This window comes from Aquabacter albus (genome assembly GCF_040049275.1).
GTDB lineage: Bacteria > Pseudomonadota > Alphaproteobacteria > Rhizobiales > Xanthobacteraceae > Aquabacter.
Map to the genome: position 1 here is coordinate 519231 of NZ_JBDZDT010000001.1, position 13503 is coordinate 532733.

The 13503-nt window shown below is 68.4% G+C and carries 13 protein-coding genes; 10 read left to right on the top strand and 3 right to left on the bottom strand.

What is annotated here, in order from left to right:
* Window positions 1–119: 119 nt before the first annotated feature.
* Genes ABLE91_RS02105 through ABLE91_RS02115 form a run of 3 tightly spaced genes read right to left on the bottom strand, consistent with a single transcriptional unit; the run spans window position 120 to window position 3719 of the window.
* Window positions 120–2165, bottom strand: coding sequence for a SpoIIE family protein phosphatase (locus ABLE91_RS02105; RefSeq protein WP_348927964.1), 2046 nt, complete (start codon window positions 2163–2165; stop codon window positions 120–122).
* On the bottom strand, window positions 2165–2983 hold the full coding sequence (locus tag ABLE91_RS02110) for a hypothetical protein (protein WP_348927965.1): 819 nt from the start codon (window positions 2981–2983) through the stop codon (window positions 2165–2167). Before ABLE91_RS02110 ends, ABLE91_RS02105 begins: the two co-directional genes overlap by 1 nt.
* Complete coding sequence (locus tag ABLE91_RS02115) at window positions 2973–3719, bottom strand: hypothetical protein (RefSeq protein ID WP_348927966.1); 747 nt, start codon at window positions 3717–3719, stop codon at window positions 2973–2975. The genes ABLE91_RS02110 and ABLE91_RS02115 overlap by 11 nt, the downstream gene beginning before the upstream one ends.
* A 285-nt stretch (window positions 3720–4004) precedes the next feature.
* Between ABLE91_RS02115 and ABLE91_RS02120 the strand changes: the two genes are divergently transcribed.
* The 10 genes from ABLE91_RS02120 to rplS all read left to right on the top strand — a co-directional run bounded on the left by ABLE91_RS02120 (window position 4005) and on the right by rplS (window position 13459).
* On the top strand, window positions 4005–4652 hold the full coding sequence (locus ABLE91_RS02120) for a hypothetical protein (protein ID WP_348927968.1): 648 nt from the start codon (window positions 4005–4007) through the stop codon (window positions 4650–4652).
* Entirely contained in the window at window positions 4649–6637 is a 1989-nt protein-coding gene (locus ABLE91_RS02125; protein ID WP_348927969.1) for an MFS transporter, read from the top strand. The genes ABLE91_RS02120 and ABLE91_RS02125 overlap by 4 nt, the downstream gene beginning before the upstream one ends.
* Window positions 6637–7647, top strand: coding sequence for an ABC transporter substrate-binding protein (locus ABLE91_RS02130; protein ID WP_348927971.1), 1011 nt, complete (start codon window positions 6637–6639; stop codon window positions 7645–7647). Before ABLE91_RS02125 ends, ABLE91_RS02130 begins: the two co-directional genes overlap by 1 nt.
* 4 nt (window positions 7648–7651) lie before the next feature.
* Window positions 7652–8320, top strand: a complete 669-nt coding sequence (locus ABLE91_RS02135) for a GNAT family protein (RefSeq protein ID WP_348927973.1) — start codon at window positions 7652–7654, stop codon at window positions 8318–8320.
* Window positions 8317–9504 carry an alanine racemase gene (locus tag ABLE91_RS02140; protein ID WP_348927975.1) on the top strand — a complete coding sequence of 396 codons (1188 nt, stop codon included), beginning with the start codon at window positions 8317–8319 and terminating at the stop codon, window positions 9502–9504. The genes ABLE91_RS02135 and ABLE91_RS02140 overlap by 4 nt, the downstream gene beginning before the upstream one ends.
* Window positions 9505–9646: 142 nt before the next feature.
* The gene (locus ABLE91_RS02145) at window positions 9647–10096 is read left to right on the top strand and encodes an ATP-binding protein (protein ID WP_348927977.1); all 450 of its coding nucleotides are present in this window, start codon (window positions 9647–9649) and stop codon (window positions 10094–10096) included.
* A 29-nt stretch (window positions 10097–10125) separates the two neighbouring features.
* The gene (locus tag ABLE91_RS02150) at window positions 10126–11757 is read left to right on the top strand and encodes a Na/Pi symporter (RefSeq protein WP_348927979.1); all 1632 of its coding nucleotides are present in this window, start codon (window positions 10126–10128) and stop codon (window positions 11755–11757) included.
* Window positions 11747–12049: an STAS domain-containing protein gene (locus ABLE91_RS02155; RefSeq protein ID WP_348927981.1), complete on the top strand. Its 303-nt coding sequence runs from the start codon at window positions 11747–11749 to the stop codon at window positions 12047–12049. The genes ABLE91_RS02150 and ABLE91_RS02155 overlap by 11 nt, the downstream gene beginning before the upstream one ends.
* Before the next feature lie 143 nt (window positions 12050–12192).
* Window positions 12193–12915, top strand: a complete 723-nt coding sequence (trmD, locus tag ABLE91_RS02160) for a tRNA (guanosine(37)-N1)-methyltransferase TrmD (RefSeq protein WP_348927983.1) — start codon at window positions 12193–12195, stop codon at window positions 12913–12915.
* Window positions 12916–13036: 121 nt separating this feature from the next.
* A complete protein-coding gene (gene rplS, locus ABLE91_RS02165; protein ID WP_348927984.1) occupies window positions 13037–13459 on the top strand; it encodes a 50S ribosomal protein L19 in 423 nt (140 codons plus the stop codon).
* The last annotated feature ends 44 nt before the right edge of the window (window positions 13460–13503 follow it).

Sequence of the window (13503 nt, forward strand, 5' to 3'; positions counted from 1 at the left end):
CTAAATTGATATGATTCTGACGCATGGGGGGGAGCGCACCTCCCGGCTGGGCGCATAGGCCATTTCAGCCGACGCGATCAGGTTCTTTTCCATTGGGAACCCAGGCCCGGTGCAGCCCCTTACACCGTGGGACGATGGCCGCCGAAATAGCGCAGGGTCAGGCAGGTTATGTCGTCCGCCTGGGGGGCGCCGCGCTCGAAGCCCTTGATGGAGGCCAGCACCCGCTCGGAGAATTCCGGCACCGTCCAGTCCCGGGCGCCGTCGGCCAAAAGGGCCTCCAGCCGGCTCTCGCCATAGAGCCTGCCGTCAATGTCGAACGCCTCGGTGACGCCGTCCGTATAGAGCAGCAGCGTGTCGCCGGGCTCCAGGTCGAAATGGTGCTCCTGGTAGACAAAGCCTTCCAGCACCGCCACCGCCATGCCCTTGGTGCTCGGCACGGTGGAGATCTCCCCCGCCCGCGAGATGCGATAGGGCAGATTGTGGCCGGCATTCACATAGCTCACGCGGCCGGTCTTCAGGTCGACCACCCCGTAGAACAGGGTGACGAACAGCATCTGCTCGTTTTCCATGGCAAGCAGGTCATTCAGCCGCCGCACGCACCCCGCCGGCGACCGCTCGAACAAGGCGGTGGAGCGCAGGAGCGTGCGGGAGATGGCCATGAACAAGGCCGCGGGCACACCCTTGCCTGATACGTCCGCCACCACGAAGCCGAGGGTGGATTCGTCGATGAGGAAATAATCGTAGAAGTCGCCGCCCACTTCCCGCGCCGGCGTCATGTGGCCGTCGACCGCCACGCGCTGGTTCGGCGGAAACGCCTTGGGCAGGATCGCGAGCTGCACCTGGCTGGCAATCTCCAGTTCCTGCTGGAGGCCAGCGAGCTTGGTCTTCGTGACGAGGGCCTCGCGCAGTTCCACCACCATGGAGGACAAGCGCGTATGCTGCTCGACGATGCGGCGCGACAGATCGTGCAGCACGCGCGCCACCCGGCGCAGCCCGTCCTCCGTCTCCCCTCCGCTGGGCGAGGCGAGGAGCGCCAGCACCTCTTCGCGATCCGTGGGGTCGATGGAGTCTGCGAGGAACTTCAGCTCGGTGGAGATCACCGCTTCCTGCCGGCGGCGCACCCGCTCGTGCTGGCGCCGGGTTTCGGCCAGCGCCTGGGCATTGGCGCGCAATCCGGTCACCGCCTCGGCGATGCGGCCGATCTCGTCATCCCCGGAATGCTCCAGCACCACCGAGGTCTCGCCGCGCGACAGCGCCTGGAGCACGCCGATGGCATTCTCCAGGGGCCTGAAACTGTACCAGAGGAAGATGTTGAGGCCGATGACGCCCAAAATGGTGAGCCCGACGCCGGCCGCAATGGCGACGGAACGCAGCACGCCTTGGGCCGCCCAGGCCGCGGTGTTGTCCTTGAGGCTGACCAGGGCGCCGACTATGCCGCCGGTCACGTCGTCCACCGGCACGCTGGTGACGGAATAGGTCTTGTCGCCCACGACCACCCGGTCATAGACCGGCTGGCGTGGGGTAATGGTGAGGTCTGCGGCCTGCCACAACGTGCCATTGGTGGTGGCGAGGAGGCGGTCGCGCAGGGAGATGACGCTCGCCTCCGCGTCGATGCTGGCGGCGAAGCGCGAAAGGGCGACGCTGATGTCGCGGCTGAGCACCAGAACGATCTGGCCCCGTTCGGGCAGGGTGATGGTGCGGGTCGCAACGACCACGAGACGCCGGGCCGAGACAAGGCGCAGCCCGCCGGCGCGGTTTCCCGCAAAGGCCCGGTCCAGGGTGCCCGCATCCAGGATGCCGCGTTCCGACGCCTGCCCTAGGAAGGATGTGACGTCGCGCTCCTGCCCGACCGTTTCGAACGCGAGCGTCCCGTCCTCGTCCTTCACGCCCAGATCGCCCAGCGTCGCCAGGATGGCCGGGCGGTTGCCGAAGGACAAAGCGACGCGGAACGCCGGATAGGCCTCCATGTCATCCAGCTCTTGCTCCAGGTTGGAAAGAGCCACCGCCACGATTTCCCGCCAAAGAGCCGATTGTGCGGAAATGGCGACATCCGCCGTGCGCTCGTGCTCCAGCCGGTCGCGCACCAGGCTCGCCGCCCAGAAGATGGCCATGAGCACCAGAAAGCCGGCAGCAACGATGAGGGTGATGCGGGTGCGGAGCTGCATCACGGATCTCGCTGGGCCTGCGGCGCACGCGACAGCGCCTCGCGCTTGATGCGTTCGATATCGGCCCGGAGACGGCCGTCGAAATCCACCGCCAGAAGTTCCTCGGCATAGGCCTGAAACGAGGCCCTCTGGTCTGCGAGCCTGCGCTCTCCGTTGCCGAGCGCAGAAAAGGCGGCCGCGATGACACCCCGCCTCGGGCGGCGGTTCGCCGGCACGTCCTCGGGGCTGCCGGCCGCGCTCGCCACCAAAGCCTCGGCGAGCTTGCGCCGGGCGCTCGCCAGGCTCCCTCCGGCATAGGCGCCGGCAATGAGGCCGGCCAGCAGCGAACAGACGAACACCGCAACGCCGGTCCGCCAGTTGAGCGAGCTCAGGACAGAGCTCAAGGTGGCCGGCGTCGTGGTGACATCCACCTGCCCCAGCGGGATTCCATCCACCAGGATCGGGGCGACGACGGTGTCGACCCCCGGCGTAAGACCCACGGCGCTACGCACCTCGCGGCCGTCAGGCCCCCGCACGATGATCCGGGTGAGGCCCGGCGTGCGGTTCATGGTCTCGGCGAGGTAGGCTTCGACGCCCGGCAGGAGCTTGAGCGGGATGCCGAAGCGGGCCGCCTTCTCGAACTGGGCGGCCAGGGAGCGCGCGACTGTCGCGCCGATGAGCTTGGCGTCCCGTCGCGCCGTCTCCTCCACCCGCGCCTTAAAACCGTTCATCAGCAGGATGCCGGCGCCGCCGCCGATGACGAGGACAATGAGAAACGCAAACAGCCCGCAGGCGAGCCGGTCGCGGGCATTGGCGGCGGGATGCACGTCAGTCGGCATCGTCAAGCGCCTCCAGCTGGCTCACGCCGCGCGCGACCCGCGCATCCGACGCCGACCAGGTTTCGCGGACCTGAACGGCGAGTCGCTCCAGCCGCTGCTGGGGCGCTGGCCGCACATCGGTGCCTTGCAGGATGTTTGCCACGCGGATGAAAGGGCGGCCCCGCGCAAAGGCGAAGGCAAAGGCGGCTGCGAGCCCCACCACCAGCGCCCCAGCGCTGACGACGAATGCGCGCGCCGCAAGATCCACCCCCAGCGCCTCCGCCCGGGCGCGCCGGCTCGCGCCGGAAACCGTCACCGCAATGCCCCCTGCAACGCCAACATCGTTCTCGAAGCGGGTGCCGAAGACGGTCTCGCCGCGGACCTCCGCCCGCCACAGGCCTTCCCGCGACAGATTGTCGACCCAGACCTTCTCCACCTCTTCGCCCACGGCGCCGCGGTCGGTGCTGTAGACCGAACGGCCCGCGCCGTTGAACACGTCGATGGCCACGATGCCGGAATCGTTCGCCTTCTCGCGCTCGATGCTGGACTGGAGCAGGGAGATCTCATCCAGCATCAGCCCGATAGAGAGGTTCGCCTCCGTCGCCGCGCGCAGCGTGCCGATGAGATGGGAGACGCGCGCCTGCTCGATCTCTTCGCTGACATGCTCGCCCGCAACAAAAGCTGCGCCCACGATCGCCACGAGGGTGACCATGACCGAGAAACCGATGACGAAGATGAGCCGGTCGACGAACGTCATGAATTGAACTTGAGCGCGGGATCGGGCGGGACGTTAGCCGCCCGGGCCGTTGCAAACCAGACCTAAACTGATCACAGTCGAAAAAACCTCGCTTTTATAAATGCTTCACAAAAGTCGGCCAAGGCCATGCGTGGTGCGGTACGACCGTCAAATTGCTGAATCTTTATGTCTTTAAGCGTTAGAGTGCGATCCATCCAATGTGGGCGAACGCGTGCCGGCTTCTCGTCGGCAAGGCCCTTCTCCAGCAGGCGAGTCTGACGTCGTGCGTCTTTGCGAGCAGCCGGAATGATCCGAACCTCCCTCGGCCTGATTGTCGTATTCGCCCTGATCGCCGCAGCCTGCGTCGCCTTCGGCGCCTACTTCTCCTTCGTCACCCTGCAGAACGCCCACAGGAAAGCCGTGGAAGCGCGATTCGCCATCACGGCGGAGCGCATTGCCGGCAGCGCCCAGACCGCCGCCTCCCTCGGCATCGCATTGCCGGCGCAAACCACCTTGGCCGAATTGCTGCGCCGGGAGGCGCGCCTCGACCACACCATTCTCTCCATCGACGTCACCGATGACCGCCAGCGGGTGCTCTACAGCAGCGATCCGGACCGAATCGGCGGAGGCGAGGGCGCACGGACGGCCAACGGCATCAGCCGGCGCATCGAAAACGACCTTGCCGCCACCATCGGCAATGTGGTGGTGCGCTACGACCCGGCGGCGCTTGCGGCCGGCGCGGCGGCGCTTTCGGGCGAACTCGGGGTGATCGCGTTGCCGACGCTGGCGGGGGCCGCGCTGGCGACCATCGCCATCGGCCTTCTCTTGGCCGGCGGCCTCGGCCGTGCCGCCAAGCGCGCCGCGAACCCGGCCTTCTGGCCGCGCGCCGCGCGCTCCGCCCTGGCGGAAGCGGAAGCCGCCCATTCCACCTTCCGCGCGGAGGATCGCCCATGATCGGCCTCAGAGCGGGCATATCCATCGCCATCGCCGCCATCCTGTGCGCCGCCCTCGTCGTGATCGGCTGGAGTGCGCGCGAGGCGGTGGAGCGCACCATCGTCCCCGCCATCGCCGCGCAGGCGGAATCCGTCGGCCGCTCCGCCGCCTCGCTGGTGGAGAATGCCGTCACGGCCGGCGTGCCGCTGGATAAATTGGTGGGCGTCGACACCTATCTGGAGGGCCTGCGGCGCGCCAACGTGGAACTGGCGGAGCTGAAGCTCATCACCCCCGCCGGGGCCGTGCTCGGCCGGGCCGGCGCACCGCCGGAAGAGGCGAATGCACCGCAGGTGGTGACCGCCGTGACCGCGCGCAGCGGCGTGCCGCTGGCAAGCCTCATCATCACCATCGATCCGAGCGTCGTCTCGGGCCAGGTGAATGCGGTGCTCATCGATGTCGCCTTCATCGGCATGGTGTCGCTGCTGGTGGCCCTCGAACTGGTGGCGCTGGTGGTGGGCGCGCGCGGCGTGGAGGCGCTCGCTGCTTTGGAAGCCCGGGTGCGCGCGCTGTCGCGCGGGCATCTCTGGATGCATTCCGACACGACGGAAGCCTCCCCCCTGGTGGCCCCCATCGACGCCCATGTGGCCCTGCTGCACGCCCGCCACCAGAAAGCGCGGAGCGAGGCGGCGCGGCGTGGCGATGCCGAAGCCATCAGCAGCCTGGACGCGCTCAGCGCGCGCACGGGACTTGGAACAACCCATGCGGGCGAGAACCACGCCGCCACGGTTATCCGCCCAGCCCTGTTCCTGTTCATGATGGCTGAGGAGCTGGCGCGTCCGTTCCTGCCGCGCCTCGCGGCGGAGGTGGTGCCGGCCAATCTCCATATGAGCGTGGACTTCGCCATCTCGCTGCCCATCGTGATCTTCATGGCGGGCGTCGCGCTCTGCCAGCTTCCGTTCGCGGTGGCGTCCGAGCGGCTGGGGCGCAAGCGCGGCTTCATCATCGGCGCCGCCATCGCCGTCGCGAGCTACGTCCTCTCAGCCCTCACCGACAATTATTTCCTCTTCCTCGGCAGCCGCCTCACCGCCGCCATCGGCTATGCGCTGGTGTTCGTCTCGGCCCAGGGGCACGTCATCGACCATTCCCGGCCCTCGGAGCGCACCGCGGGGCTCGCGGTGTTCGTGCGGGCCATCCTGGTGGCGGGCCTGTGCGGGCCGCCCATCGGCGGCGTGCTCGCCGACCGGCTCGGCGACCACACCGCCTTCCTTGCCTCTGCGGCGCTGGCCGCGCTCTCCCTCCTGGTGGCGCTGCTGAGCCTGCCGCGCTCGCAGCCGAAGAAGGATGTGCAGGGCGTGGGGCTGTCCGACCTCGGCTCCGCCCTGCGCGCGCCGCGCCTTGCGGCGCTGCTGTTCGGCTGCGCCCTGCCGGCCAAGATCCTTCTGGTCGCCATCTGCTTCTATCTGGTGCCGGTGGAGCTTCAGCGGCAAGGCTACAGCGCCGCCGCCATCGGCCGGCTGCAGATGATCTATCCGGTGCTGATGGTCATCGCCGTTCCCGCCTTCGCCGCCTTGGCCGAGCGGCTGAACGCCCGCGCCGGCTTCGTGGTGATGGGCAGCCTTCTGGCGGGCGCCGGCACGCTCCTGCTGCTGGCCGGCACGTCCCCGGCGATCATTGCCGGCGTGCTGGCCTTGCTGGGCCTCGGGCAGGCCATGTCCATCGCCTCCCAGTCCGCCCTCGTGGCCGACAGCGCCCAGCATGTGCCCGGCGCCGGCTCGGCCGGTGTGCTCGGCCTGTTCCGGCTGATCGAGCGCACGGGCAATGCGGTGGGGCCGGCGGCGGCCGGTCTTTTGCTGGCGGCGGTGGGTTTTGCCTCTTCCGGCGTCAGCATCGGCATTTTGGTTGTAGCCGGCGCCCTCGGCTTCGCGCTATCTGGACGCAGTCAACCCTCTACCCCCCGCACCGCCCGCAGTGATGGCGATGCCGCACCGGAAGGAAGCCCGCTGTGATGGACCGGCGCTCTCTCCTCTCCCTCGGCCTGGGAGCCGGCGCCGCCGGCCTCATGGGCGCAACGCCCGTGCGCGCGCAGCAGGACAAGCCCTTCAAGATCCTGATGCTCACCTTCCGCGGCGAGACCGACGTGGAGCGGGGCTTCCGGGAATTTTTCCAGGCCGCCGACGTGAAGGCCGAATTCATCGTGCGCGACGCCGACCGCGATCCGCGCAACGTGCCCGCCTTGATCGCTGACCGGGCGACGCTCAAGCCCGACCTCATCTATACCTGGGGCACGTCGGTGACCCTCGGCGTGGTTGGCCCCCTGGGCAATACCGATCCGGCCTACGTGCACAACACTCCCGTGGTGTTCGCCCTGGTCGCCGCGCCGGTTCGCGCCGGCATCGCCAAGAGCTTCGAATCCTCGGGGCGCAACGTAACTGGCGCGGTCCACGTGGTGCCCACGGACGTGCAGATGCGCGCCATGCAGGCCTATCTGCCGTTCAGCAAGGTCGGCATCCTCTATTCCACCAATGAGCAGAACTCGGTGGTGATCGTCGAAGAGGCCAAGGCCGTGGCCGCCAAGATGAACGCGACCATCATCGCCAAGCCGTTCCACAACGATTCCAGCGGCCGCCCCACGTCGGACGGCGTCGTCGATCTCATCAAGCAGATGCGGGCGGAGAAGGTGGACTGGCTCTACCTGCTGCCCGACACCTTCCTCGGCACCATCTATGACAAGGTGACCCCCGCGGCCCTGGAGGTGGGATTGCCCACCTTCGCCGCCGCCGAGCTCGGCGTGCGCGAAGGCGGCGCCCTGGTGGGCCTCGTCAGCCGCTATTATTCCGTGGGCCAGCTCGCCGCCGCCAAGGCCATCGAGATCCTGGTGCAGAAGAAGGCGCCCGAGGATGTGCCCATCGAGACGCTGAAGCGCTTCTCGCTCATCATCAATATGCGGATTGCCAAGACGCTCGGCATCTACCCGCCCATCGCCATGCTGAACTACGCGGAAATCGTCACGAGCTGACGCCGTGCCGCCGGACGACGACCTGATCTGGCGCCCCCTCGGCGCCGCCGACCTCGACAGGGTCGAGGCGCTGCACCGCGCGGTCATGGCTGGCCTCGGGCCTGAGGTGGTGAAGCCCGAGACCCGCGACTTCCTCGCCGACATGCTCGGCCCCCGCGGGCGCATGGTGGGCGTGTTCGCAGGTGAGGCGCTGGTGGCTTACGGCGTGCTTCAGCACCATGTGCCGGCAAGCGATGATCCGCGCGCGGCGATTGGTCTTCCCTTCGATGTCCCGCTGATGAAGCTGGCGGGCGCCTCGGTGGCCCTGGCCTATCGCGGGCGCGGCCTGCAGCGCGCCTTGATCGCGGCGCGCGTGCGGCTCGCGCTGGACGGCGTGGCCGGGACGCCGCCGATCCTCTTTGCCACCTCTGCACCGGCAAACAGCGCCAGTTGGGGAAATCTTCTTGCCGAAGGGTTCGCCATTCGCGCTATCAAGCCCTATTACGGCGGACATCTGCGCTACGTGATGGTGCGGAACACCGAGCGGATGGAGCAGGAGGGGCACATGCTTCTAGATGCCAGTGCAACGCAGGAGCAGGCCGCCCTGCTGGCTGCGGGATGGCGCGGCGTCGCGCTGCGCGATGGCCCCTCTGGCCCCTCCCTCGCCTTCGCCCGCCCGGCGGCCAAGCCGTGACCGACGCCCTCCCCGCCGACCGCCCCGCTTTGCTGATCGACCTCGGCGCCGTGCGCCGCAATTTTCTCATCGCCCGCGACACCTATACGGGGAGCAGTCTCGGCGCGGTTTTGAAGAAGGATGCCTACGGGCTCGGCACCCCCCGCATCGCACCCCTGCTGCACCGGCTGGGCTGCCGCGACTTCTGGGTGGCGGACCTGGACGAGGCGGTGGAGCTGCGCCGCGTGCTCCCCCATGGGCGCATCTTCGTTCTCCACGGGCTCGCCGGCTATTCCCTGGCCGACTTCCGGGCCGTCGGCGCCATCCCGGTGCTGCTGGACGCCGGCGAGGTCGCCCGCGCCGCCGCCACTGTTGGCGAGGCTCGGCCGGAGGTCGCCATCCAGCTCGACACGGGCATCAACCGGCTCGGTCTCCAGCTAGGGGACGTGCGTGCGCTCGCCCACGACCCCTCCCCGCTCGCCCGGCTGTCCATCGCCGCCTACGTCACCCATCTGGCGCGCTTCGCCGACCCGGCCGCGCCGCAGAACCGCTGGCAATGGCTGCGGTTCCGCGCCTGGACCCAGAGCCTGCCGCCTGCCCCGCTCAGCTTCTGCGCCTCGGCGGGCACGTTCGGGCCGCGCGAACGGCATGCGGACCTCGCCCGCGTCGGCAGTGCGCTCTATGGGGTGGAGACCACGCCGTCCCAGCCGCAGCCCATCATCCCCGCCGCGACCTTGAGCGCGCCGATCCTGCGGGTGCACGACGTGCCCGCCGGCGCCGAAGTCGGCTATGGCGGGGTTTATCACGCCCCCGGGCCCCGGCGCCTCGCGCATGTGGCGGCCGGCTATGCCGCCGGCATCCCCTTCACCTTCCGCCATCCCTGGCACGTGCTTCTCGACGGCCACCGCGTACCCATCGTCGCCGGCACGTCCATGAGCCTCATGACCATCGACGTGACCGACCTGCCCGCCCATCTGGCGCAGCCGGGACGCCGGGTGACGGTGTTCGGCCCCGATTTGCCGGTCCATCTTCTGGCCGAGGCGGCGGGCGTTGCCCCCAATGTGGTGATGGTGGCCGCGGGGCGCGGCGTGCGGCGCGTCTATCGCGATCCGCCGACCGCGGTGCTTGTGGAAACGCCGCCGGGGGAGATGCACGCACCGGAGTTGCGGGACGTGCGGATTGCCGGAGCCGGCAGGGACATATAGCGTGGTAGCGGCTCAGGCGACGCTTCGTCCGGCGTTATGCCGCGCGGCGTCCTGGGCGGTGGCAGGCAAGCGGCGGCGCCGCGCTTCCGGCCGCATTCGGGCACGGCACCCAACCAGACCTCAAGCGGGCACTCGGATTCCCATGACCCCCACTTCCGGCGAGAGCATCCTATCGTCGCTCACCATCGGCGCGTCCGTGGAGGAGGTCACGAAGGTTTCCGAATGGCTGGAAGGCATCGCCGAGCAGGATGGCTGGCCCGCTTCCCTGCGCTTCGGGCTGGAGCTGGCGCTGGAAGAGGCCGTCGTCAACGTCATCGATTATGGCTTCGAGGGCAGCACCGAAACGCCCCTCATACGGGTGGAGTATTTTCGCCTGCCCGACCACAAGGTGGCGGTCCGCATCGTCGACAATGGCGTGGCCTTCGACCCGACGGCGGCGCGGCAGCCGGACCTTGCCGACAGCGTGGAAGAAGCCGGCATCGGTGGGCACGGCATCCGGCTGATGCGGCACTTCCTGAGCGAAATCGCCTATGCACGGGTCGGCGGGCACAACCAGCTCACCCTGATTGCGGGCCTCAAGCCCTCCGAATGACAGCGTAGCACTTTGAAGGGGACCCGGGGGTGATCGCTTTAGCCCAATTGTTTGCCGGCTTAGGCCTGCTGTTCGTCGGCCTCAAGCTGATGAGCACCCATCTCCAGCAGGCCATGGGCCGGCGCATGCGCGCCATCCTGAAACGGGCGACGCGCTCGCGCCTGGTCGGGTTCGCCTCCGGCGCCCTCACCGGCGCCATCGCCCAGTCCAGCAACGCCGTGACGCTGATCACCGCCAACCTCGTGCGCGGCGGCGCCCTCTCCACGCGTGAAGCCATCCCGGTGGTGGCGGGCGCGAATGTCGGGACATCCGCTCTCGTCTTCGTCGCCGCCATCGATATGCGCATGATCATCTTCTACCTCATCGCGATGGTCGGCCTGAGCTATCAGGTGAAGTTCGACCGGACGCCGGTGCGGCGGGAATGGATGGGCGTGCTGCTGGGGCTCGCTCTGCTGTTCCTCGGGCTCGATTTCATCAAGGCCGCGCCCCAGTCCATCTCGCTCGACAGTGCGGCGTCTCTGCTGTCCGGCATAACCCCGCCCGTCGGCCTCCTCATCGGCATGGTCGCCGCCATCATCACCCAATCCTCCTCGACCGCGACCATCCTGTGCGTCGCGGCCGTGCGCGCCGGCATTTTCGGCCTGGAAGACAGCTTCTTCATCGTGCTGGGGGCGAATTTCGGCTCCGGCCTCGCGACCCTGGTGTCCGCCGGTGGGCTTCAGGGCACCGGCAAGCAGCTCTGCTTCGTTCATATCATCGTGAAGGCCGTGGGATGCGCCGCCGTCTTCGCCCTGTGGGCCGTCAGCGCCGCAACGGGTTTCCATGACGGCGCCACCCTCGCCGCGGTCAACCAGGCCGGCGTCTCGCTCGCCATCTCCATCATCTTCCTGCTGCTTCAGTTGACCGGCGGCGTGGCAGTGACCGTGTTCTGCCGGACGACCGAGGCGCTGGCCGGGCGTTTCAGCCCGCCGAGCCGGGAAGATCACGTCTCCCGGCCCCATTTCATCACCGATGAGGCCATGGCGGACCCGCCCTCCGCCCTCGACCTCGTCGCCCGCGAGGCCGACCGGCTGGTGAAGCACCTGCCCGACCTCCTGCCGGACCTCGACCAACGCCACGCCGACGACACGAAGGCGCGCGCGATCCAATGGCGCGGGGCAAAAGCCATCGCGAGCGCCACGGACCATTTTCTGGTGGAACTGATCGACCGGCGTCTCTCGCGTGAGGATCTGGACCTCGCCTTGCGCATCCAGGATCAGCTGAATCTGATCCACGCGCTCCAGGACACCCTCAAGAGCTTTGCCGACCTCATCGACGGCTTCGCCGCCCCGCCCCCGCTCGCCTTCAATCTCTGCGAAGCGTTGCGAACCATCGTGTTCGAGCTTGCGGACGTGCGCGGCGGCACGGCGGAAGAGCTCGACCTCGTGATCGCGCTGACCAGCGACCGCAGCGATACCCTGGACCGCATCCGACGCGCGCTATCCGCCTCTCCCCTCGGCACCGGGGAGGAGGCGCGGCATTTGCTTACCGCACTTAGCCTTTTCGAGCGCGCAGTCTGGCTGGTGCACCGCCTTGCCATGACATTGCGCCCCGTTGCGAATGAGGCTAATCCCAACCACGAAACTCACCATCTCAACCGGGGCGAGGCTTATGCAGATTGAGCGAGAACAGGCCGGATCCGACGTGGTGCTGAAGGTTTCCGGGCGCCTCGACACGCCCAATGCGAAGCCCTTCGAGGCAAGCCTTCTGGATGCCATCTCCGGCACGGCGGGCGCCATCACCGTCGATCTCGCCGGGGTGGACTATGTTTCCTCCTCGGGGCTGCGTGCCCTTCTCGTGGCCGGCAAAGCCATGCGGGGCGCCAAGCGCGACCTTGCCCTGCGTGCCCTCCAGCCGCAGATCCGGGAAGTGTTCGACATTTCCGGCTTCTCGACCTTGTTCGAGATCAAGTAGCCGCCCTGATAGGGACGGGCGGGGCGCCGAAGACGGCCGCGCCCCGTCCCTGACGCTCCGTATTGCGCCGGGTTCAGCCTCGGCCCCGGCATGCGGGAAACGCTTCATTTGACCTTCGGCGCGCGCTCGCCCATCACGGCGGCATGACGTTTCGCGCCACCATCCTCACGCTCTACCCGGAAATGTTCCCCGGTCCCCTCGGCCATGCTCTGGCCGGCAAGGGGCTCGCGGCGGGGCTATGGGCGCTGGAGACCGCGCAGATCCGCGACTTCGCCCTCGACAGGCACCGCTCCGTGGACGACACGCCGGCGGGCGGCGGGCCGGGCATGGTGATGCGCGCCGACGTGCTCGCCCGCGCCATCGACGCCGTCTCTCCGCCCGAGGATGCGCGCCCGCGCCTCCTCATGACGCCGCGCGGACGGCCGCTCACCCAGGCGCGGGTGGCGGCGCTGGCGGCAGGTCCCGGCGCGGTGATCCTGTGCGGGCGCTTCGAGGGGGTGGACGAGCGCATCATCGCCGCGCGGAACCTCGAGGAAGTCTGCGTCGGCGACGTGGTGCTCTCCGGCGGCGAGAGCGCGGCCCTGCTGCTGCTCGATGCCTGCGTGCGGCTCATCCCCGGCATCATGGGCAAGAGCGAGAGCGGGACGGACGAGAGCTTCTCGGACGGGCTATTGGAATATCCGCAATATACCCGCCCCCAGCTCTTCGAGGGCGCCGGCATCCCCGAGGTGCTGACCTCCGGCGATCACGCCCGCATCCGCGCCTGGCGCCGGGCACAGGCGGAGGCGGCGACGCTAGAGCGCCGGCCGGATCTCCTCCCCGGCCGCAAGGGCGAAGATGACGCTCCCATGAACGAAAGCGCATGACATCGGCCTTATTCTGCGATATAGGGCGGCCCGTCCCTTAACTTAAAACGACACCATGTGGCGCCGGGGCTTGGTTCCGGGGACGGAACTTGCATTGGCGACCGCTTAAAAGGTTGGCGACATGAACATTATCCAGACCCTTGAGGCCGAGCAGGCAGCTCGCCTCACCGAAAAGCGCGCGACCCCTGAATTCCAGCCCGGCGACACGGTGATCGTGAACGTGAAGGTTGTCGAAGGCGAGCGCACCCGCGTCCAGGCCTATGAAGGCGTGGTGATCGCCCGCTCCGGCGGCGGCCTCAACGAGAACTTCACGGTCCGCAAGATTTCCTACGGCGAAGGCGTGGAGCGCGTGTTCCCGATCCACTCGCCGCTGATCGATTCCATCAAGCTGGTGCGCCGGGGCAAGGTCCGCCGCGCGAAGCTCTATTATCTGCGCGACCGCCGCGGCAAGTCCGCCCGCATCGCCGAGCGCACCGACCGCCAGACGGACAAGAAGGGCAAGGGCAAGGGCGCGACGGCCGCTGCCGCGGCTCCCGCCGAGTGAGCCTTTCCGGCTTCTGATGCTTTCAACGCCGCCGGGCAACCGGC

Bases quoted from the DNA above. Each gene is read 5' to 3' on its own strand.
- ABLE91_RS02145 (WP_348927977.1), top strand. From the start codon at position 9,647: ATGACCCCCACTTCCGGCGAGAGCATCCTATCGTCGCTCACCATCGGC.
- trmD (WP_348927983.1), top strand. From the start codon at position 12,193: ATGACGTTTCGCGCCACCATCCTCACGCTCTACCCGGAAATGTTCCCC.
- ABLE91_RS02120 (WP_348927968.1), top strand. From the start codon at position 4,005: ATGATCCGAACCTCCCTCGGCCTGATTGTCGTATTCGCCCTGATCGCC.
- rplS (WP_348927984.1), top strand. From the start codon at position 13,037: ATGAACATTATCCAGACCCTTGAGGCCGAGCAGGCAGCTCGCCTCACC.
- ABLE91_RS02155 (WP_348927981.1), top strand. From the start codon at position 11,747: ATGCAGATTGAGCGAGAACAGGCCGGATCCGACGTGGTGCTGAAGGTT.
- ABLE91_RS02105 (WP_348927964.1), bottom strand. From the start codon at position 2,165: ATGCAGCTCCGCACCCGCATCACCCTCATCGTTGCTGCCGGCTTTCTG.
- ABLE91_RS02110 (WP_348927965.1), bottom strand. From the start codon at position 2,983: ATGCCGACTGACGTGCATCCCGCCGCCAATGCCCGCGACCGGCTCGCC.
- ABLE91_RS02125 (WP_348927969.1), top strand. From the start codon at position 4,649: ATGATCGGCCTCAGAGCGGGCATATCCATCGCCATCGCCGCCATCCTG.
- ABLE91_RS02130 (WP_348927971.1), top strand. From the start codon at position 6,637: ATGGACCGGCGCTCTCTCCTCTCCCTCGGCCTGGGAGCCGGCGCCGCC.
- ABLE91_RS02115 (WP_348927966.1), bottom strand. From the start codon at position 3,719: ATGACGTTCGTCGACCGGCTCATCTTCGTCATCGGTTTCTCGGTCATG.